Source organism: Aminobacter sp. HY435 (genome assembly GCF_027568395.1).
Taxonomy (GTDB): domain Bacteria; phylum Pseudomonadota; class Alphaproteobacteria; order Rhizobiales; family Rhizobiaceae; genus Aminobacter.
Window position 1 is genome coordinate 257,341 of the sequence record NZ_JANKZL010000008.1, and the last position, 20,431, is coordinate 277,771.

Consider the following 20,431-nt stretch of genomic DNA (forward strand, 5'->3'; position numbering starts at 1 on the left):
GACGCGAGCCATCCAGGGGAGAACTACAAGAAATGCGGACTGAAATCGTCGCAAAGCAGGTCAAGGCAATGGCTGAGCATGGGCTCGATGCCATCATCTGCTCGTCGCCAGAAAACTTCGCCTACACCACCGGCTTCGTGGTGCCGTCGCAGCCGCTGATCCGCCACCGCCATGCGATGACCATCGTCACCGCTGACGGACGCACGGCGATCTTCGGCGTCGACATGGAGGCGTCGACAATCAAGCGCCGCCTGCCCGACATGCCGGCCCGTATCTGGGCAGAATTCTCCGACGATCCGATGCTGGTGCTGGCTGACCAGCTTTCCGGCCTGGGACTTGCCAAGGCACGCATCGGCCTGGAGATGGATTACCTGCCGGCCGGTGACTTCGCCCGCCTGATCGCAGCGATGCCCGGCGCCCGCTTCGAGCATGCGGAGCCGATCCTGGCGCGGCTACGCCAGATCAAGACGGCAGAAGAAATCGCGCTGCTCTCCAAGCTGTCGCGCATCGCCGACCAGGCGATCACCGACACGCTCGCCGTTGTCGATGCCGGCGACTCCGAAATGGACATTGCCGGCCACCTGACCCGCAACGTCTATTCGCTCGGCGCCGAGCACTTCAAGCTTCTGATCGTCGCCACCGGCGAGCGCTCGGTGCTGCCCAATGTCGGTCCGTCCGACCGTATCCTCAAGCGTGGCGATGTCTGCCGCGTCGAGATTTTCTCGGTCATCAACGGCTACCAGGCCGGCGTGTGCCGCACGGCAATCGTCGGCGAGGCGCCGCCCATGGCCGACAAGATCTGGGCTCACCTGGTCGAGTGCAAATATGAGATCATGGAGAAGGTGAAGCCGGGCGCCAGCTGCCGCGAAATCTACGATGCCTTCATCGCCAAGCTCGCAAAGCTCAACCTGCCGCCGATCTCGTTCGTCGGCCACGGCATCGGCCTGCACCTGCATGAGGATCCGTATCTCGGCCTGACGCCGGTGCTCGGCAAGCCGGGCAGCGACGCGCCGCTGGAAGAGAACATGGTGCTCGGCTTCGAACCGCTCTGCTACGACACCGGCTTCGGTTACGGCATGCAAAACAAGGACATGCTGCTGGTGACGTCGAAGGGGTCGGAGCTTTTGTCCGACTATGCCGACACCGACAAGCTGATCCTTTGCGGCACCGCCAAGCAGGGCGGCAAGGTCAAGGCGGTCGCCTGAGCGAACGCTGCTTGTGAATTGGCAGCCGGGGTGTTTTGTGGCCCGGCTGCAAAGCTAGGCATCGCCCGCCGTCACGGACCGGCGACGCGATCTGGAGGGTCCGTGGGCAAACCATAGGGTGGAGCCGCATGCGTACGCTGATCGAGAATCTGAATTTCGCCTTCACGGTCGACAAGAACGACACGGTGCTGCGTAACGCCAGCATGGTCGTCGAAAACGACCGTATCGCCGACATCGGCACGGCGAGCGAGGTGGCGGCGCGCCACAATGGCAAGAGCTTCGACAAGGTCATCGACGGCACGATGCTCGGCATCTGCCCGGGCTTCGTCGACAGCCATGTGCATCTGTCGGAGACGCTGTCGCGCGCGGTCTTCCCGGATAACCTCAACACCCGCGCCTGGGTGTTCCACTGGGCGAAGCCCTTCTATGCCTACATCACCGAGGAAGACGAGTATTGGGGCGCGTTGCTCGGCATTACCGAGATGCTGCGCGGTGGCACCACCTGCTTCCTCGACATGGGCTCGCAATACGATCCCGGCATCGTCATCCGTGCCATGGACAAGACCGGCATCCGCGGCATCACTGGCCGCCACGCCGCCGACAACCGACCGGCCGAGCTGCCGCGCGGCTGGACCGAGGAGATGGCCGATCACCACTTCTTCCCCGATGCGCAATCGGCGCTGAAGGTGCTTGAGGAAAACGTTCTCCGCTACAACAACACGCTCGACGGTCGTGCCCGCTGCTGGGTCAACATCGAAGGCAAGGAACCCTGCAGCCTCGAATTGCATGTCGGCGCCGTCGCCTTGGCCGAGAAGCTGGGCGTCGGAACGACCTATCACCTGGCGACCTCGATCGAGGAGGCCAAGGTTTGCGAGAGCAAATATGGCTGCTGGCCGATCACCCGCGTCGACAACGCCGGCGGCATCCGCAAGAACCTTGTTATCGCCCACGGCGCTGCCGTGTCGGACGAAGAGGTCAAGCTGCTGGCCGAGCGCGGCGCCAGTGTCGCCTTCTGCCCATGCTCGTCGTTCAAGCTCGGCAAGGGTGCGACCTCGATCGGCAAGTATCCGGAGATGGTCAGGGCCGGCGTCAAGGTCGGTCTTGGCACCGACGGTGTGTCGGCCGCAGGCAACATGAACCTGATGCGCCAGATGCTGGTCGTTGCCGGCATGTTCAAGGATGCGCGGCTGAAGCCTGACGTCTTCACGGCACGCGACGCGCTGCGCGCCGCCACCATCGAGGGCGCGCGCGCCCTGATGTGGGACGACGAGATCGGCTCGCTGGAGATCGGCAAGAAGGCCGACTTCATCCTGTTCGACCTCGACCATGTCGAGTGGACGCCGTTCTACGATCCGCTTCAGGCGCTGGTGTTTTCGGCCTCGACCGCCTCGATCACCCAGACCTGGGTCGACGGCAAGGCGGTCTATGCCGATGGCAAGGTGCAGGGCGTCGACGAGGCAGGCATCCGCCGCAAGGCGCGCGAACTGGCGGCTGCCGCAGTGGTCCGCGCTGGCCTGCATGAGCACGGCGTGGAGACCACCACGACGCTTTACGACGAAGGCAACTGATGGCCAGACCCTTCCGCGCCTCACGTTGCGGAAGGAATTGGCGCCAGCTATGAAGACATGCGTTCAAGAGGCTGCATGGGAGAGATCGGCCGCTGCTAGTTGACACCGGCCGACGCCGACGGAGCAACCCCCCAGGAAACTCTCAGGCACAAGTGACCATGCAGTTGAACGATCTGGAGAGAGGCGCCTCGAGTGCCCACCGAAGGGGAAAGCCGTGGCGGCCGGGCCGGCGCGGTTAAGCTCTCAGGTACAGCGACAGATTGGGGAAAACAGCGGGTTTCGGCCCGCACCCAACTTTGTTCGCGGAGAGTGAGATGCCCCATATTGCCGTTATCGGCGCCGGTATCACCGGCGTCACCACTGCCTATGCGCTCCTGGAGCGCGGCTATTCCGTCACCGTCATCGACCGCCAGCGTTATGCCGGAATGGAGACGTCGTTTGCCAATGGAGGCCAGCTGTCGGCCAGTAATGCCGAGGTCTGGAACCACTGGTCGACCCTGCTCAAGGGCATCAAGTGGATGCTGCGCAGCGATGCGCCGTTGCTGATGAACCCGAAGCCGACCTGGCACAAATATGCCTGGCTGGCCGAGTTCGTCTCCAACATCGCGAACTATCGCGACAATACGGTGGAGACGACGCGGCTGGCGATTGCCGCGCGCAAGCACCTGTTTGCCATTGCGGAGCGCGAGAACATCGATTTCGACCATGTCAGGCGCGGGATCCTGCATTTCTACTGGGACAAGCCGAGCTTCCAGCATGCGCTGAAGGTCAACTCGATGCTGGTCGAGGGCGGTCTCGACCGCCGGCCGGTGACATCAGAGGAAGTGAAGTCGATCGAGCCGACGCTGCATGGCGATTTCCACGGCGGCTTCTACACGCCGTCGGACTCGACCGGCGACATCCACAAGTTCACCTTCGGCCTCGCCAAGGTTTGCGAACGCCGCGGCGCGCATTTCGTCTTCGACGCCACTGTCGACCGTATCGCCATGGACGGTGTGTTCTGCATCGGCTACACGACTGATGGTGCTGACGGCCAGCCCGACTACAGGGTCGTCGAGGCCGACGGCATCGTCATCTGCGCCGGTTCCGCCAGCCGCCATTTCGCGGCGATGCTCGGCGATCGGGTCAATGTCTATCCGGTCAAGGGCTACTCCATCACGGTGCATCTCGACGACGAGCGCAGTCAGGCTGCCGCGCCCTGGGTCAGCCTGCTCGACGACCGCGCCAAGATCGTCACCAGCCGTCTGGGCGCCGGGCGTTTTCGTGTCGCCGGCACTGCCGAGTTCAACGGCATGAACCGTGACATCCGCGACGACCGGGTCAGGCCGCTGATCGACTGGACGCGCATGCTGTTCCCAGGCGTCGACACCAACCGGGTCGTGCCCTGGGCCGGCCTCCGTCCGATGATGCCGAACATGATGCCGAGAGTCGGCAAGGGGCGGCAGCCAGGCGTGTTCTACAACACCGGCCATGGTCATCTCGGCTGGACGCTGTCGGCCGCCACTGCCCAGATGGTCGCCGAGACCATTTCGGGCGAGTTCCGCACCGACGCTGCGATTGCGGCCTGACCCCGGGAGACGAGACGATGAACATGATGAACCTGGCTACCAACAGCGTTTCCATCCACGGCCTTTCCGTCGCACGTGAGCTTTACGACTTCGTCGTGTCGGAGGCTTTGCCGGGGACGGGTGTCGAGGCCGCTGCGTTCTGGGAAGGCTTTGCCGCGATCGTGCATGATCTTGCGCCGAAGAACCGGGCGCTGCTGGAAAAGCGCGACGACTTTCAGCTGAAGTTGGATGCCTGGTATCGCAAGCATGGCGCGCCGCACGACATGGCCGTCTACAAGGCGTTCTTGAGCGAGATCGGCTATCTGGTGCCGGAGGGGCCGGCATTTTCCGTGACGACCGAAAACGTCGATGCCGAGATCGCCACCGTCGCCGGGCCGCAGCTGGTGGTGCCGGTGATGAACGCGCGTTACGCGCTGAATGCGGCGAATGCCCGCTGGGGTTCGCTCTATGACGCGCTCTACGGTACCGATGCCATCCCGGAGACGGACGACGCGGAGAAGACTAGGGGCTACAACCCCAAGCGCGGCCAAAAGGTGATTGCCTGGGCCAAGGCGTTTCTCGATCAGTCCGCGCCGCTGGCCTCGGGCAGCTGGAGCGATGTGAGGGGTCTTGCGGTCGAAGGCGGGGCGCTGAAGCTCAAGACCGCTGCCGGTTCGGTTGCGCTGGGCGACGGCAAACAATTCGCCGGTTATCGTGGAGAGGCAAAGAATCCCGACGCTGTGCTTTTGGCCAAGAACGGCCTGCATGTCGAGGTGGTGGTCAACCGGGACAGTGCGATCGGCACGGCCGATCCGGCCGGCATCTCGGACATGATGCTGGAATCGGCGCTGACGACGATCCAGGACTGCGAGGACTCGGTCGCGGCCGTCGACGCCGAAGACAAGGTTTTGGTCTACCGCAACTGGCTCGGCCTGATGAAGGGCGATCTGTCCGAGACCTTCGACAAGGGCGGCAAGCCGGTTACCCGCAGGCTCAACGGCGACCGTGAGTACACGACCCCTGACGGTGGCTCGGTCTCGCTGCCCGGCCGCTCGCTGATGCTGGTGCGCAATGTCGGCCACCTGATGACCAATCCTGGTATCCACGACCGCGACGGCCATGAGGTGCCCGAGGGCATCATGGATGCGGCGATCACCGCCTTGATCGCCCTGCACGATGTTGGCGCCAATGGCCGCCGTGCCAATTCCCGCGCCGGCTCGATGTATGTCGTCAAGCCGAAGATGCACGGTCCCGAGGAAGTCGCCTTCGCCGTCGAGATATTCGACCGCGTCGAGCGCCTTGTCGGCATGCCCCGCAAGACCATCAAGATGGGCATCATGGACGAGGAGCGGCGCACCACCGTCAACCTCAAGGAGTGCATCCGCGCCGCCAAGGAACGCGTGGTGTTCATCAACACCGGCTTCCTCGACCGCACCGGCGACGAGATCCACACCTCGATGGAAGCCGGCCCCATGGTGCGCAAAGGCGACATGAAGCAGGCGCCGTGGATCAATGCCTACGAGGCCTGGAACGTCGACACCGGTCTTGAATGCGGCCTGTCCGGCCATGCCCAGATCGGCAAGGGCATGTGGGCGATGCCCGACCTGATGGCAGCGATGCTGGAGCAGAAGATCGCGCATCCGAAAGCCGGCGCCAACACCGCCTGGGTGCCGTCGCCGACGGCAGCGACCCTGCATGCCACCCACTATCACAAGGTCGATGTGCACGCCGTCCAGGCCGAGCTGAAGAGCCGGCCCAAGGCGCGGCTCGACGACATCCTGTCGGTGCCTGTGGTCGTCCGCCCCAACTGGACGCCCGACGAGATCCAGCGCGAGCTCGACAACAATGCACAGGGAATCCTCGGTTACGTCGTGCGCTGGATCGACCAGGGCGTCGGCTGCTCGAAGGTGCCCGACATCAACGACGTCGGCCTGATGGAAGACCGCGCCACGCTGCGCATCTCGTCCCAGCACATCGCTAACTGGCTGCGTCATGATGTCTGCTCGCACATCCAGGTGATGGATTCCTTGCAGCGCATGGCGGCCATCGTCGACCGGCAGAATGTCGGCGATCCGCTCTACAGGCCGATGGCGCCCGAGTTCGACCAGTCGAGCGCCTTCCGCGCCGCTTGCGACCTCGTCTTCGAAGGCCGCGCCCAGCCCAATGGCTACACCGAACCGGTCCTGCACAAGCGCCGGCTGGAACTCAAGGCGAAGCGCCGCGTGGGGTGACGCGCCGTCGAGCGCGGCACTTGCCCCTCACCCTTACCCTCTCCCCGTGAAGAACAGGGAGAGGGAGACGTCCACGTGTGCGCCTGTCGTCCTGGAGGTCGTACGGAATTGGCCTGGGCGACGTTCCGCCTTCGCCAGATGAGGGAGCGGCGCGGGAGCTTCGTCCTTCTCCCCGTCCTTACGGGGAGAAGGTGCCGGCAGGCGGATGAGGGGCGGCGCTAAGTGGGCAGTGTCAGGCGATACCCCCACCCCTAACCCCTCCCCACAAGGGAGAGGGGGACCGGCTCGGCGCCCTCCCAGCCATGAATCGCATGGTCGCGAAGCCGCGGCAGGAGACTCCTCCCCCTTATGGGGAGGGGAGGCGGTTGGGGGTACTACCGGTTCCGAAGTCTCGTCGCACGAAACCTAATCGCCGGTCGCTCGCGCGCTTCAGCCTGGTCGCGACCGTCAAACCAACCCAAACGATCACCATCACCCAAGGAGAAAACATGACCGACCTGACTCTGACTGCCGCCAGCACCATCATCGCAGCCGCCCTCGCCAAGGGCGCAGAGGCCAAAATGAAGCCGCTGACGGTTGCGGTGCTCGACGCCGGCGGTCATCTCAAGGCGTTCCAAAAGCAGGACGGCGCCTCGATGCTGCGCTACGAGATCGCTTCGGGAAAGGCCTACGGCGCGCTCGCAGTCGGCATGGGTTCGCGTTGGCTCGACCAGACCGCCAAGGAGCGGCCGCACTTTATGGAAGGCCTCAACGCCGTCTCCGGCGGCCGCATCGTGCCGGTGCCCGGTGGCGTGCTGATCCGCGACCAGGCAGGCAAGCTCATCGGTGCCGTCGGCATCACGGGCGATACGTCAGACAATGACGAACTCGCCGCCGTCGCCGGCATCGAAGCCGCCGGCTTGAAGCATCAGGCTGGATGAACGACGGAAGCGCATTCTTTCGCTTGACAATTCTCAGTGTGATCATAAAGTGTGATCAAACTAATTGATGGCAATCAATTGGCGCGAGGAACAGGGAGGAGTACCTGTTCCCAGCGTGACGTCGTGCGGCCGGCAAGCCGCACCTCGGCCCCGGAGGAGAGAATGAAAGTTGCAGTATTAGGCGCGGGCGCGGGCGGTGCAGCCTCGGTCGCAGAGTTGGTCCAGGCCGGGCACGATGTGCATTTCTGGGCGCGTTCGCTTGAGACGCTGGAGCCGCACATCAAGCTGGGCGGCGTCGCCTATGAGGGCAAGCTCGGCGAGGGCGTGGCCAAACCGGCGCTGATCACCACTGAACTCAAGGCAGCCATCGCGGGCGTCGATGTCGCTGTCGTTGTCCTGCCGACCTTCTCGCACTCAGCGATTGCCTCGGCCCTGGCCGACGCTGGCTGGTCTTCGACAAAACCCGTCGTGCTCAATCCCGGTCACACCGGAGGCGCGCTCGAATTCGCCGAGACCTTCTCGCGTACCGGCCGTGCGGCGCCCCCAGTCGTCGAGTTCTCGACGCTGACCTATGTCGCGCGCAAGTATCGCCCCGACGGCGTCACCGTGTCCGGCCGCGCCAAGCAGCTGAAGGCCGCGGCGCTCAAGGGCGGCTCCGAGGTGCTGGAGATCGCCGGCAAGCTCTATCCGGGCCTGACGCCTGTGGCCGACGTGATCGCCTCGGACCTCTCCAACGTCAACATGGTCCTGCATCCGCCGGCGGCAGTGTTGGCGGCTGCCTGGGTCGAGGCGACCGCCGGCAACTTCACCTTCTATGTCGACGCCATGACACCTGGCGTCGCCCGCGTCATGAAGCAGCTCGACGACGAGCGTCTGGCGGTCGCCAAGGCCTTCGGGCATGATCTGCCCAATCTGGTCGAGGAGATGAAGCTGCTCGGCACGGTCGAGGCCGACGTGACCGACACCAGCGATTTCCGCGCTGCGATTGCCGGCGGCGAGGCCAACAAGCGCATCAAGGGCCCGGATTCGCTGGAATACCGCTACTACAAGGAGGATTTCGGCCACGGATTGCTGCCGTTCCTCGAATTCGCCCGCATCGCCGGCGTCGAGACGCCCGTGGCGCATTCGCTCTACAGCCTGGCGCAGATCGCCGTCGGCACCGACTATCGCAAGGGTGGTCGCACCGCCGAGGCGATGGGTATTGCCGGCATGTCCAGGGATCAGGTCATTCAGAAGGTCAGGGCGAAATGAGCTGGAACAACACAGTCATCGCCGTCGTCGCTGGTGACGCTCGCGAACAGGAAATCGCCCGCTGCGCCGTGCGCGACGGCGCCACCGTCCGAGCCTTTGGCTTTCCCTGGCCCGAGGAAGGCATCGAGGGCGTCTACCATGCCAAGGATGCAGCGGATGCACTGAAGGGGGCCGACATCGCCCTGTTCCCGATCCCAGGCATAACAGCGGAAGGTGCCCTGTTTGCGCCGAAGTGCCCGGAGAAGATCATCCCGACCCGCGAGATGCTGGCCGGCATGAACAAGCCTGCTCATATCATCCTCGGTTGGGCCGACGCCAACCTGAAGGGGCACTGCGAGGCGCTCGGCATTTCGCTGCACGAATATGAATGGGACGTCGACCTGATGCTGCTGCGCGGCCCTGCGATCGTCGAAGGCGTGCTCAAGGTGATCATCGAAAACACCGAGATCACCATCCACAAATCCAATATTTGTCTGGTCGGGCAGGGCACCATCGGCTCGCTTTTGACCAACACGCTGGTCGCACTCGGCGCCCATGTTCATGTCGCGGCGCGCAACCCGGTTCAGCGTGCGGCGGCCTATGCGGCGGGCGCGGAATCGCTGACGCTCGAACAGTTGCCCGAGTTCCTGCCCAGGATGGACATCGTCATCGGCAGCGTGCCGAAGCGGCTGCTCGATCGCGACCAGCTCAAGCTCCTGCCCAAGCATGCGCTTTTGGTCGACGTTGCGGCCCCGCCCGGCACCATCGACAGGGAGGCTGCAGCCGAACTCGGGCTGAAGGCGATCTGGGCGCGTGGCATGGGCGCGCGCGCGCCGATCACCGTCGGCCGCAGTCAGTGGAGCGGCATCTCAAGACGCATCGAAGGCATATTGGAGCAGAAGTGATGAAGGCGGATCTGGTCATCAAGAACGCACGGGTGGTTCGCCACGATGGCGAATTTCATGGCGGCGTGGCGGTCAAGGACGGCAAGATCGTCCTGACCGGATCGGACGAGTCATTGCCGGAGGCGACCCGCACCATCGACGCCGAGGGACGGGTGCTGATGCCCGGCCTGATCGACCCGCACTGCCACCTCGGCGTCAAATTCCCCTTCGCCGAGGACATGCGCACCGAGACGGCGGCAGCGGCCTCAGGTGGTGTCACCACGGCGCTGCTCTACATCCGCAACCTCAAGGAATCCTACCTGCCATTCTACGAGGAGCGGAAGGCGCTGGGCGAGGAGAACTCGGTCATCGACTTCGGCTTCCACTTCGGCATCCAGCGCGAGGAACATATCGCCGAGATCCCCGAGATCGTTGCCAAGACCGGGGTGAAGTCGTTCAAGTGCTATTTCGGCTACGAGCCCGACAATCCGATCGGCATCGTGCCGGCGACGGATGGCTGGGTCTACGCGGCGATGCGCATCCTCGCCAAGGTTCCCGGCGGCGTCATCAATGTCCATTGCGAAAACACCCAGATCGCCTCGTGGATCAAGAAGGAGATCGCCGCGACCGGACGCCAGGACCTCGGCGCCTACACGGAATCGCGCCCGGCCTTCTGCGAGGTCGAGACCATCCGCCGCATGATCTTTTTGGCTGAGAAGACCGGCTGCCCGCTGCATCTTGTTCACACGTCTGTCGGCATGGGCCCGGTGCTCGCTGCCGAGGCGCAGGCGCGCGGCGTGCATGTCACCGTCGAGACCTGTCCGCATTACCTGACGCGCACCTGCTACGACGAAGATCTCGACATGCGCGCCAAGATCTCGCCGCCGCTGCGCGACCGCAACGAGCTCGAAGGTCTGTGGGCCGGCATGCTCAACGGTTCGGTCTACAGCCTGGGCACTGACCACGTGCCGTTCCTGCCCAAGAAGCTCGAGGACCTGTGGACAGAATTCCCGGGCGTCGTCAGCTTCCCGTGGGAGCTGTCCTTGATGCTGCATTTCGGCGTCCATCAGCGTGGCATGCCGCTCAGCCGCCTGGTCGAGCTCAACTCGTTCAATCCGGCGCGTCGCTTCGGCCTGTGGCCGCGCAAGGGCCATATCGATGTCGGCTTCGACGCCGACCTGGTGCTCGTCGACCTCGACGAGGAGCGCACGGTCGAGCACACCGGCAAGGGCACCTGCATCTATGAAGGCTGGAAGCTCAGGGGATGGCCGGTGATGACCATCGCCCGCGGCGATGTGGTCTACGAGAACGGCGTGGTCGCCGATAGCCACTACGGCCGCGGCCGCTGCGTGACTGTGCCGTCATGACCCAAGGGGGCTCCGACCATCTCGACCTGGCCGGCCGGGTTTCGCTGACACCGGCAAGGTTGCCGGTGCGCGAGGCGGTTGCCAGGATCGTGGCCCGCAAGGCGACGATCCGCCAGGAGAGGCTGTCGGGGATCCACAACCCATGGGGGCACTGCCTCGGCCTGACCGACCCGTGGAGCTTTCTCGACCTGTGCGAGAGCGATCTGGTGATCGACGCCACGCGGAAGGTCATCGGGCCTGACGTCATCCTCTGGGACAGCGAGCTGTTCGCCGAGGTTGGGCGCTATGGCGAATTCATCAGTCAGGCCCGCGAGGGTCGCTACTGGCCGGTGACGCCGCTGGCAGGCGCTCTGGCTCTGGTAGCCGTCGGCAGGGAACAGCCGGAGGTCAAGGCAGTCGGGCTGGAGGAGATCGGTCCTGAAATGCTTGCCGGGTTCAATCTGTCGGAGCCGCTCTATGTCGTCAGGCTGATGCCCGCGACGAGCCGGTTCGACCGCGATCCGAACCATCCGGCCAACCGCGCGTGCATGGAAGAGCAGGTGCTGGTCCACTATTCGAACCGCCCGCTGTGGCTGCTTTGCGGCGCCGATCGGGCCAACAACGATCTGGTTTCGGGCTTTGCGCCCGCCGTGCCCGTCTGGGCCTCCGGCGCGATGCCCAATGAAAGAGAGGAGAAATGACATGCCGTTCGTCGTCGTAGAGATGTGGGAGGGGCGCACTGTCGAGCAGAAGCGCAACCTCGTGAAGGCCATCACCAAGGCCATGGTCGAGGAGGCCGCCTGCAAGCCAGATCACCTGCATGTGGTGATCCATGAGACGCCCAAGGACAGCTGGGGCCGCGGCGGCGTGCTCGGCATCGACATGGTGGAGCACAAGTGATGGGTCTGGACGTTCTCGACTATCGCAAGTCGGCACTGCTGGTCATCGACCTGCAGAACGCCTTCATCCACGAGAAGGGCACGCTCGGCGTCTCGGGCGTCGACACCAAGCGCCTGTCGGCAATTGTGCCGCCGCTGGCCAGGCTGATCAAGCGTTGCCAGGATACCGGCATTCCGGTCATCTGGACGATGCAGGAACACTTCGCGGTCGACCAGAACCGCGCCAAGAAGAAGCTGCTCGGCCACACCGCTCGCCGCAAGCAGGTGTCGGCGCTGGCCGGCAGCTGGGACGAGCAGATCATCGACGAATTGAAGCCATTGGCCGATTTCGACCCGGCCTTCGTCATCCGCAAGCATCGCTTCGGCGCCTTTTACGAGACGCGCCTCGAAATGATGCTGAAGATGCTCGGCACCCAGCACCTGTTCGTTACGGGTGCGACCACCAATGCCTGCGTCGAGACCTCCATCCGCGAGGCCTATCTGCGCGACCTCGACGTGATTGCCGTCGACGACTGCGTGTCGGGCGTCAATGCCGAATGGGAAGCCACCGCCAAGCAGGTGTGGAAGCAGTATTTCTGCGAGATCGCCCACTCGTCCGAGGTGCTCGACTGGATCGGCGAGCAGGTCAAGCCGCGGGTCACCAACTACGGTCACCAACTGATCATGGTCAACGACATCGACACGTCGGTGGCGTTTTACACCAACCAGCTTGGCTTCACGATCCGTCCGGCAAAGCCGCTTGCGGACGGCCGCCCGTTCACCGCCTTCCACCAGGGCATCGCGCTGATCCACGGCAAGGCTTCCGACCACCGCCAGCTCGACCACATCGCCTTTGAGGTCAATGACGTCCGCGCTCTGGACGCCAAGCTCAAGAAGGCTGGCGTGCGTTACTTCAACGAGCTGCATGATGGGCCTTACGGACTGACGATCTACATCGCCGATCCCGACGGCACCAAGGTCGAGCTCTATCAGGTCGGTGCCACGGCCTGATCTGTTTGCTGATGTTGATACCAAAAGGCCGCCGGGTTTCCTGCGGCCTTTTTGTTTGGCGTTCAGCCGAGCGCCAGGCCTTCCAGCTCATCGAGTTCGGCGTAGGAGGGCAGGGACGTCGAGATCGGCGCGCCCTGGCGAACGACGATGCGGTTCCTCTCTGCGCGCGATAGCACTTCCGACCAGGAGCGACCTTCGAACAAGATGAAATCGGCCGGTTGTCCCTCGACGATGCTACCCTTGCCTTCGAGACCCATGATTTCTGCCGGGGTCGTGGTCACAGCCCGGATCCAGTCTCCGGCGGGATGGTCGAGATGGAGCACGCGCGTGCCCAGGCGGAACGTGTCGAGCATGTCGAGATCGCCGTAGGAATGGAACGGATCGCGTGTGTTGTCGGAGGCAAGCGCCACCGGGATGCCTCGCTTTTTCATCTCGTGCAGCAAGGTCACGCCCCGCCATCTCGGGGTTGTGCCGTTTCGGCGATCCTGCAGATAGAGATTGCAGGTCGGCAGCGACACGACGGCGACACCTGCAGCCGCGACTTTGTCGAGCGTGGCATCGACGACTGCTTCCTCCTGCATCGCCAGCGAGCAGCAGTGGCCGACAAGCACCTTGCCTGCAAAGCGCGATCGTAGGGCTGCCTCGGCGATGCGGCGCAGCCCATCGGCGGATGGATCGGTGGTCTCGTCGGCGTGGAAGTCGAGGTTCAGGCCGTGTCGCGCAGCTGCCTGGAACATCTGGTCGAGCAGACGGTCGATGTCGGGTGTGGGATAGGCGACTGCCCCGAGGATGCCGCCGGCAGTGGCGACGCGCCTTGCAATACGGTCGAGAAATGCATCGTCGCGCGCCATGTCGATGGGAAACAGGCAGGATGCCTGCAAGTCGATGCGGCCGCGCCAGCGCTGCCTGAGTTCCATGAAAACAGGCCAGGAGATGTCGTCCTGGGGCGGTTGCGAATCGAGATGCGTGCGGATTGCTGAAGTGCCGTAGTGGAAAGCCGAGCGCAGCGCGAAATCCATGCGCCCGGCCACGTCCTCAGCCGTCCAGTTTGCAGTTCGATCAGCTTTGGTGGCGGCAAGCGCGCCGCCAAACGACCCATCGGCGTCGGGCGTCCTTGGCAAGATGTGGCCTTTGTCGAGATGTGTATGGCAGTCGACAAAACAAGGCAGAACGACCCTGCCAGCGCAATCGATATAGACACCCTCAAAGCTGGACGAACTTTGTGGTGCGTTACTTGACGTGGTTATTGTCAATATCATGCCGTGCTCTACAGTCACGTCAGCTAGCAAGAACTCGGCACCCGCGGATTGCATGGCACCTGTTCTAGTCACGGACCCGTTGAGACGGACATTCCCAAGTACGTATCGGCCGTGCGCAGCCGCGCGAATTGCGTTCTGTATGGCTGCCTGGTCAGGCGTGGAAACGGCCATTTTCAGTCCCCTGAAATTTCAGATGTTGGTTGCCGCAAACAAGCGATTGGATGTCCTGGTGGGGTGGGTGCTGCGCGGTTCGATGCCTTGCATGCAACCTTGACTTCAAGGTGCACAAATGGGGGCGACAAAGAGTTACGGGTTGCCGTTCGAGGAAATGTCAGTTATTGATCACAATATGAGATCACAGATTGCGGCCTGTCAACTTCTGCCCCCGGCCGGCGACTGTCTGCGGCAAGTTCGCCGCCTGACGCCGTTCCTCGTACAGCGCAATTCTTGAGGAACCTTGCGAGCGGCGGAGAAACAGAATGCGGATAGACAAGACTGAGGACGCCGGCAACGGCGGCACCGAAACTGCCAAGAAGGAGCGCGGCCATGTCCACGGGCATGTGCTGCGCTACATGCGCCGCGGCTTGATGGTCGGTGCCTTCCTGCCTGGCCAGGTGATGAGCCTGCGCAAGCTGGCAGCCGGCTTCGGCACTAGTCCCATGCCGGTGCGCGAAGTGCTGAGCCGCCTGGTTGCGGCCAATGCGCTCGAGGAAACCAAGGGCGGTTCGGTGCGTGTGCCACGGCTGAGCCCGGAAAAGCTGAGCGACCTTTTTTCCGTGCGCGAGATGCTTGAAGGCATGGCGGCCGAGCTTGCCGCCAAGAGGGCGTCGCCGGCGCTGATCAGCGAACTCGCTGCGATCAACAAGCAACTCCTGGTGGCGATCGAAAAGCGCGACATTCTCAACTGCCTTTCCTTCAACCAGAAATTCCATTTCACGCTCTATGAGGCGGCCGCGTCCGACGTGCTGATGCCGTTGATCGAGTCGCTGTGGCTGCAGTTCGGCCCGACAATGTACATGTCCTTGCTGATCCCTTCGATGCCGTGGAACGCGTCCGACCATGAGGACATCCTTGCGGCGCTGAAAGACGGCAATGCCGCCGCTGCCAAGAAGGGCATCGTCCACGACATCCGCACCACCTGCAAGGCGCTGCTCAGCGTTGCCGGTTCGCAGGGCATCGAACTGCCCTTTGCGCAGGGCTCGGACCTGCAATTCGATTACTGACATCACGATCTGGGAGGATCCCCGCCATGGTGGGAAAAGTTGAACAGAACCTTGCGCGCCTGGGCATCAGCCTGCCGGCAACCGTGGCCCCGGCCGCCAACTACGTGCCGGCCCGCCGCATGGGCAACCAGGTTTACGTCTCGGGCCAGGTTCCTGCCGAAGGCGGCAAGGACAAGTTCACCGGCAAGCTCGGCTCCGATTTCACCGTCGAGGAGGGCCAGGCTGCCGCACGGCTCTGCGCCGTCAACATCCTCGCACAGCTCAAGCAGGCGCTCGACGGCGATCTCGACCGCGTCGTCGGGGTCATACGTCTTGGCGGCTTCGTCAATGCGGAGCCGGATTTCAAGGATCACCCCAAGGTCATCAACGGCGCTTCCGACTTGATGGTCGAGGTTTTCGGTGAGGCCGGACGTCACGCTCGTGCCGCGGTCGGGTGCTACTCGCTGCCGCGCAATGTGCCGGTTGAAGTCGACGCCATCTTCGAGGTCAACTGACCGTGCAGCCGGCCGCGCCCACAAAGGACCAAAGGATTCCTGTCCATGTGCTGACGGGGTTCCTGGGAAGCGGCAAGACGACCTTTCTCCGGCATCTGCTCGGCGAGCCGGATCTCGCCGACACAGCCGTGATCATCAACGAGTTCGGCGAAGTCGGGCTCGACCATCTGCTGGTGCGCGAGGTTTCCGAAGACGCGGTGCTCTTGTCTTCGGGGTGTCTGTGCTGCGCGGTGCGCGACGATCTCGTATCCACTCTGGCGGACCTTCTGGCGATGGTTCGTCGTGGCGAGGTGGCGCCGTTCCGCCGGGTCGTGGTTGAGACCACGGGTCTCGCCGACCCTGCGCCGATCATGCAGGCGGTGATGAGCGACCTTAAGCTCCGCCGCGGCTATCGGGCGGGCAGTATCGTCGCCACCGTCGATGGCGTCAGTGGCGCCAGCTGCATCAGCAACTTCGCCGAAGCCGTGCAACAAGTGGCGCTTGCCGACTGTGTGGTGATCACCAAGTCGGACCTTGTCGAACCATGGCGGCTGGATGCGCTTGGCCAGGACGTCGGCAAGTTGAACCCACAGGTTCGCCAGCTTGTCTCCAGCCGCAGTTCAATGCCCAGCGCTGGCGAGATCTTCGATCATGACGAGGCCTGGGAGCCGCGCCACTTCGAGATGGCCGACACGCCAATGACGGGGCGGCACAGCGATGGCATCGAGACGTTTACCGTCGAGATCGACAGGGAGGTCGATTGGCCGGCGTTTGTCGAATGGCTCGAGCTGCTGCTGGCCGGGCGTGGCCAATCGATCCTGCGGGTCAAGGGTCTGCTGGCGGTCAAGGGTGATCCGCGGCCGGTGGTCATCCACGGCGTCCAGCACGTCGTCTACCCGCCCGAGTACCTGCCGCGCTGGCCGCAGGACAAGGCACGCGGCTGGCTGGTGTTCATCGCCCGAAACCTGACCCGAAGCGCAATCGAGCGCTCGTTGCCGAGCACCTTCGCCGCTGCGAACTGATCGGGCGCGCTTGCCGTTTTTCTGGCAATGCTGGGACGTTCATTGACTCATGAACGCGCCTTGCCCGGAACGGGCGGGTTGCGTCGTCTCGACGCGTGGTGAATCCGCCAGCAATTTCCGATGCTTGCCGCAGCGGCAGGGAGTGCGCTCGAACGCATCGATCGAGCATGCAAATTCGTGCGTTGCTTGGCCTGATTCACCGCTTGACAATCATAAAATGTGATCACAATATGAGATCAAGAATGAGAAACGAGAGCGAGAGCTGTCGCGTCTTGTTCCCGGGGAGAGAGGCAGGCCTACGGGCCAAGGGCGCCCGCAAGGTGCTCGTTAGGGAGGAGAGAAATGTTGTACGCTACAGGTCTCATTCGCAGCGCGGCGCTGATCGCCGCGACTGCCGTTACCACCGTTCTGGCATCTCAGGGCGCCATGGCCGAGGACGTCAATCTGCGTTTCAGCTGGAAGCTGAAGGGTGAGTACGGCTTCTTCTACCTGGGCCAGGAAAAGGGTCTCTACAAAGACGCCGGCCTCAGCGTCACGCTTGGCGAAGGCGCCGGTGCGCAGGCGGCCCTCGCGGCCCTTCTGCAAGGCCAGGAAGACCTTGCCGTGGTTCCTGGAATTTTTGCGATCACGGCTATCCAGAAAGGCATGCCGGTCAAGATTATTTCCCTTTACCAGCCGGCCGCGCCCGTTGTCCTTATTTCGCATCCCGACAATCCGGTGGTCAAACCAAGCGATCTCGAAGGGAAGTCCATCGCAAGCTCTATCGGCGAAACGTCGACGGCATACATGGACGTTTTCTGCGGCCTGAACAAAATAGACTGCAAGAAAGTCAACAAGATCCAGATGGACAGCCAGACCCGTATTCCGCAGTTCGTGCAGAAGAAGGTCGATGTGGTTGGCGTGTACCGCACAAGCGATCTTCCTGTACTCATCGACAAGACCTCGACCAATTTTGCTGTCCTCGACATGGAGGAATTCGGCCTCGCAGTTCCCGGCCTGGCCGTTGTCGCCAGCGCCGACGGCGTGGAGAAGAAGGGCGACGTGCTTCGCAACTTCCTTTCCGTCACCAGCAAGGCAATCGAAATGTCGCGCAGCGATCCTGCCGCGGCGACCGCCGCATTGAAGGCGGTATGGCAGGCCGGGCCGTCCGACAAGGTCGTCCGCGAGCAGGTGGAGGCGACTTCAAAGTCCATTCCGGCATCCACGGGCAAGCCTCTCGGGTGGGTCGATGAAAAGACGATTGCCGATGCGCTCAAGCTGATCGGCAGTGTCGATGAGATCGGTGAACCGAAGCCTATCTCGACCTTTTATACCAATGACCTTCTGACGCAGTGAGGCTACGGTGGCGAGCACGGATGTTATCGGCGCCGGTCAGGCGCAGAAAAAGCAAGGCAACAACATGAGCAGCAAGAGGAAGTCGCGAGGACCCTGGCTGGAGCGTTATTCGGCTCTCATCCTCGCGATCGTTCTGCTCGGCGCCTGGCAGATTCTGGTTCCGTTGTCGGGGCTGTCGGAGTTCGTCCTGCCGACCCCGCTGGCTATCGCCACGCGGATCGTCAACGAACTGCCGCTGCTCGCCACCCATGGCTATGTCACGCTTTTTGAAGTGGTCGTCGGCTTTGCCATGGGGGTGCTGGTCGGCATCCCCCTGGCGCTGTCGATCTTCTATTCCAGGGCTTTCGAACGCGCCATCTACCCGATCCTGGTGGCGCTGCAGACGGTGCCCAAGGTAGCGCTGGCGCCGCTGCTGGTGCTCTATCTCGGCTATGGCTGGGCGCCCAAGATCACGCTGGCGTTCCTGATCTCGTTCTTCCCGATCGTGATCTCGACCGTCGTCGGCCTGCAGTCGCTCGACAAGAACCTGGTCAATCTCGTCCGCTCCATGGGCGCCGGCGAATGGCAGACCTTCTTCAAGGTTCGCCTGCCAGCGGCCCTGCCCAACATCTTCGGCGGGTTCAAGGTGGCGGTGTCGCTGGCGGTCATCGGTGCGGTCATCGGCGAATATGTTGCCGCCGAGCGCGGCCTTGGCTATCTGCAGCTCCAGGCCAACTCGCAGTTCGACACGACGCTGAACTTTGCCACCGTGGTGGCGATCTCGGGACTTGGCGTGATGCTGTATTTCATCATCGACACGATCGAGGCCCGCGTCACGTACAAGCGCGACTCCGCGAAATAACCGGCCCTTCAAGCGGTCCGGCAACATCTAAAACAGGTTCAGTGAGGCAATCCCATGAGTGCCACTACCCAGACTGGCGCGGCGGTCGACATTTCCCGGCTTTCCAAGATCTACAAGACACGCGAGGACGATGATGTCCTCGCCCTCGACAAGATCGATCTCAGGATCGAGCCCGGCAGCTTTGTCGCCGTCGTCGGGCCGAGCGGTTGCGGCAAGAGCACGCTGCTTTCGCTTCTCGCTGGCCTGACGCCCGCCTCGACCGGCAGAATCGCCATCGACGGCGACGGCGTCAGCAAACCGCATCCCAAGACTGGCGTCGTGTTCCAGTCGGACCTCTTGCTGTACTGGCGCACCGTGCTCGACAACATCCTGCTGCCGATCGAGATCAAGAAGCTCGACGTGGCCAGATACCGGACGCGCGCCGAGGAATTGCTGGCCCAGGTCGGTCTCGAAGGCTTCGGCAACAAGTATCCCTCCGAGCTCTCCGGCGGCATGCGCCAGCGCGTGGCGATCTGCCGGGCGCTGATCCAGGAGCCGGGCCTGCTGCTGATGGACGAGCCGTTTGGCGCGCTCGACGCGCTGACCCGCGAGCAGATGATCATGGACCTGCAGTCGATGTGGCTCAGGCTTGGCAATACGGTGCTGTTCATCACCCACGGTATCGACGAGGCCGTGTTCCTGGCCGACCGCGTGCTGGTGATGTCGCCGCGCCCCGGCCGTGTCGATCTTGATCTCAAGATCGATTTGCCGCGCCCGCGGCAATGGAGCAAGACCCACGAGGACAAGGATTATCACGGCTACGTCCGGCAGATCCGGGCGATCTTCGAGGCCAAGGGCATTCTCGTCGCTCATTAGGCCAACGGCTTTGGCTGCGGGGACGGCCCGCAGCCTTGTCCGTGCCCAATCGGGCGATCCACCACCTCACCAGCAATGACAAGACGACAATGAGCCACCGCCGGAGGACCTCTCCGGCGGGCGTGCATCTGCGCGGGGGACCATGCATGTCCGGCACCATATTCATACCTAAAGAGATTGATTTGACCGAGGGTCGGGTAGGCGCTTCGCCGGATACGGTGAAACGCCTGGTCGCGCTTGGTTTCGAGGTTGTGATCGAGGCGGGGGCGGGGACGCTGTCGCGGATACCGGATGCCGACTACGTGGCGGTGGGAGCTGTCATCGGCAAGGCGTCGGATGCGGGTCGCGCCGACGTTGTGCTGAAGGTGCGCCGGCCCTTGGAGGCCGAGGTCAAGGGCTACAAGGCGGGCGCTGCGGTGCTTGCCATCATGGATCCCTACGGCAACGATGCAGCGATCGCGGCGATGGCCAAGGCCGGTGTCACGGCATTCGCCATGGAGTTCATGCCGCGCATCACGCGTGCCCAGGTGATGGACGTGTTGTCCTCGCAGGCCAACCTCGCCGGCTACCAGTCGGTGCTCGACGGCGCCTATGAGTACGACC

17 protein-coding genes, 2 pseudogenes and 1 riboswitch are annotated in these 20,431 nt (G+C 63.4%); of the genes and pseudogenes, 18 read left to right on the plus strand and 1 reads right to left on the minus strand.

All coding sequences use genetic code 11. The features are described 5' to 3' along the window. The first annotated feature begins 32 nt into the window (after positions 1–32). The 11 genes from PCJ21_RS14025 to PCJ21_RS14075 all read left to right on the plus strand — a co-directional run bounded on the left by PCJ21_RS14025 (position 33) and on the right by PCJ21_RS14075 (position 12,820). Entirely contained in the window at positions 33–1,205 is a 1,173-nt protein-coding gene (locus PCJ21_RS14025; protein WP_269932026.1) for a M24 family metallopeptidase, read from the plus strand. A gap of 128 nt (positions 1,206–1,333) precedes the next feature. After that, positions 1,334–2,773, plus strand: coding sequence for an amidohydrolase family protein (locus PCJ21_RS14030; protein ID WP_269932027.1), 1,440 nt, complete (start codon positions 1,334–1,336; stop codon positions 2,771–2,773). 66 nt (positions 2,774–2,839) lie between these two features. After that, positions 2,840–2,942, plus strand: a riboswitch (glycine riboswitch). 145 nt (positions 2,943–3,087) lie between these two features. Continuing rightward, positions 3,088–4,341: a D-amino acid dehydrogenase gene (locus PCJ21_RS14035; protein ID WP_269932028.1), complete on the plus strand. Its 1,254-nt coding sequence runs from the start codon at positions 3,088–3,090 to the stop codon at positions 4,339–4,341. Positions 4,342–4,358: 17 nt separating this feature from the next. Further along, positions 4,359–6,551, plus strand: coding sequence for a malate synthase G (locus tag PCJ21_RS14040; RefSeq protein WP_269932029.1), 2,193 nt, complete (start codon positions 4,359–4,361; stop codon positions 6,549–6,551). 488 nt (positions 6,552–7,039) lie between these two features. Then, complete coding sequence (locus PCJ21_RS14045) at positions 7,040–7,471, plus strand: GlcG/HbpS family heme-binding protein (RefSeq protein ID WP_269932030.1); 432 nt, start codon at positions 7,040–7,042, stop codon at positions 7,469–7,471. 162 nt (positions 7,472–7,633) lie between these two features. Next, positions 7,634–8,722 (plus strand): NAD/NADP octopine/nopaline dehydrogenase family protein, encoded by a 1,089-nt coding sequence (locus PCJ21_RS14050; protein ID WP_269932031.1) that lies wholly within the window; start codon positions 7,634–7,636, stop codon positions 8,720–8,722. Then, a complete protein-coding gene (locus tag PCJ21_RS14055; RefSeq protein WP_269932032.1) occupies positions 8,719–9,606 on the plus strand; it encodes a dipicolinate synthase subunit DpsA in 888 nt (295 codons plus the stop codon). Before PCJ21_RS14050 ends, PCJ21_RS14055 begins: the two co-directional genes overlap by 4 nt. Beyond that, complete coding sequence (locus tag PCJ21_RS14060) at positions 9,606–10,952, plus strand: dihydroorotase (RefSeq protein ID WP_269932033.1); 1,347 nt, start codon at positions 9,606–9,608, stop codon at positions 10,950–10,952. Before PCJ21_RS14055 ends, PCJ21_RS14060 begins: the two co-directional genes overlap by 1 nt. Continuing rightward, positions 10,949–11,632 carry a resolvase gene (locus PCJ21_RS14065; protein ID WP_269932034.1) on the plus strand — a complete coding sequence of 228 codons (684 nt, stop codon included), beginning with the start codon at positions 10,949–10,951 and terminating at the stop codon, positions 11,630–11,632. The genes PCJ21_RS14060 and PCJ21_RS14065 overlap by 4 nt, the downstream gene beginning before the upstream one ends. Position 11,633: 1 nt before the next feature. Continuing rightward, complete coding sequence (locus PCJ21_RS14070; RefSeq protein WP_018431063.1) at positions 11,634–11,831, plus strand: 2-hydroxymuconate tautomerase; 198 nt, start codon at positions 11,634–11,636, stop codon at positions 11,829–11,831. Continuing rightward, positions 11,831–12,820 (plus strand): isochorismatase family protein, encoded by a 990-nt coding sequence (locus tag PCJ21_RS14075; protein WP_269932035.1) that lies wholly within the window; start codon positions 11,831–11,833, stop codon positions 12,818–12,820. The genes PCJ21_RS14070 and PCJ21_RS14075 overlap by 1 nt, the downstream gene beginning before the upstream one ends. Positions 12,821–12,882: 62 nt before the next feature. Here PCJ21_RS14075 and PCJ21_RS14080 read toward each other — a convergent pair whose 3' ends face one another. After that, positions 12,883–14,250: a cytosine deaminase gene (locus PCJ21_RS14080; RefSeq protein ID WP_269932036.1), complete on the minus strand. Its 1,368-nt coding sequence runs from the start codon at positions 14,248–14,250 to the stop codon at positions 12,883–12,885. 401 nt (positions 14,251–14,651) lie between these two features. Between PCJ21_RS14080 and PCJ21_RS14085 the strand changes: the two are divergent. The 7 genes and pseudogenes from PCJ21_RS14085 to PCJ21_RS14115 all read left to right on the plus strand — a co-directional run. Next, positions 14,652–15,185, plus strand: a pseudogene (locus PCJ21_RS14085) (GntR family transcriptional regulator); the annotation flags it as partial. Between the two features lie 143 nt (positions 15,186–15,328). After that, positions 15,329–15,796 carry a RidA family protein gene (locus PCJ21_RS14090; RefSeq protein WP_269932038.1) on the plus strand — a complete coding sequence of 156 codons (468 nt, stop codon included), beginning with the start codon at positions 15,329–15,331 and terminating at the stop codon, positions 15,794–15,796. Positions 15,797–15,843: 47 nt separating this feature from the next. Then, positions 15,844–16,797: a CobW family GTP-binding protein gene (locus tag PCJ21_RS14095; RefSeq protein WP_269932039.1), complete on the plus strand. Its 954-nt coding sequence runs from the start codon at positions 15,844–15,846 to the stop codon at positions 16,795–16,797. Between the two features lie 426 nt (positions 16,798–17,223). Then, positions 17,224–18,132 carry an ABC transporter substrate-binding protein gene (locus tag PCJ21_RS14100; RefSeq protein ID WP_269932040.1) on the plus strand — a complete coding sequence of 303 codons (909 nt, stop codon included), beginning with the start codon at positions 17,224–17,226 and terminating at the stop codon, positions 18,130–18,132. A 64-nt stretch (positions 18,133–18,196) separates the two neighbouring features. Beyond that, positions 18,197–18,973 carry an ABC transporter permease gene (locus PCJ21_RS14105; RefSeq protein WP_269932041.1) on the plus strand — a complete coding sequence of 259 codons (777 nt, stop codon included), beginning with the start codon at positions 18,197–18,199 and terminating at the stop codon, positions 18,971–18,973. 54 nt (positions 18,974–19,027) lie between these two features. Next, positions 19,028–19,828: an ABC transporter ATP-binding protein gene (locus PCJ21_RS14110; protein WP_269932042.1), complete on the plus strand. Its 801-nt coding sequence runs from the start codon at positions 19,028–19,030 to the stop codon at positions 19,826–19,828. Between the two features lie 146 nt (positions 19,829–19,974). Continuing rightward, positions 19,975–20,431 (plus strand): annotated as a pseudogene (locus PCJ21_RS14115) (Re/Si-specific NAD(P)(+) transhydrogenase subunit alpha); the annotation flags it as partial.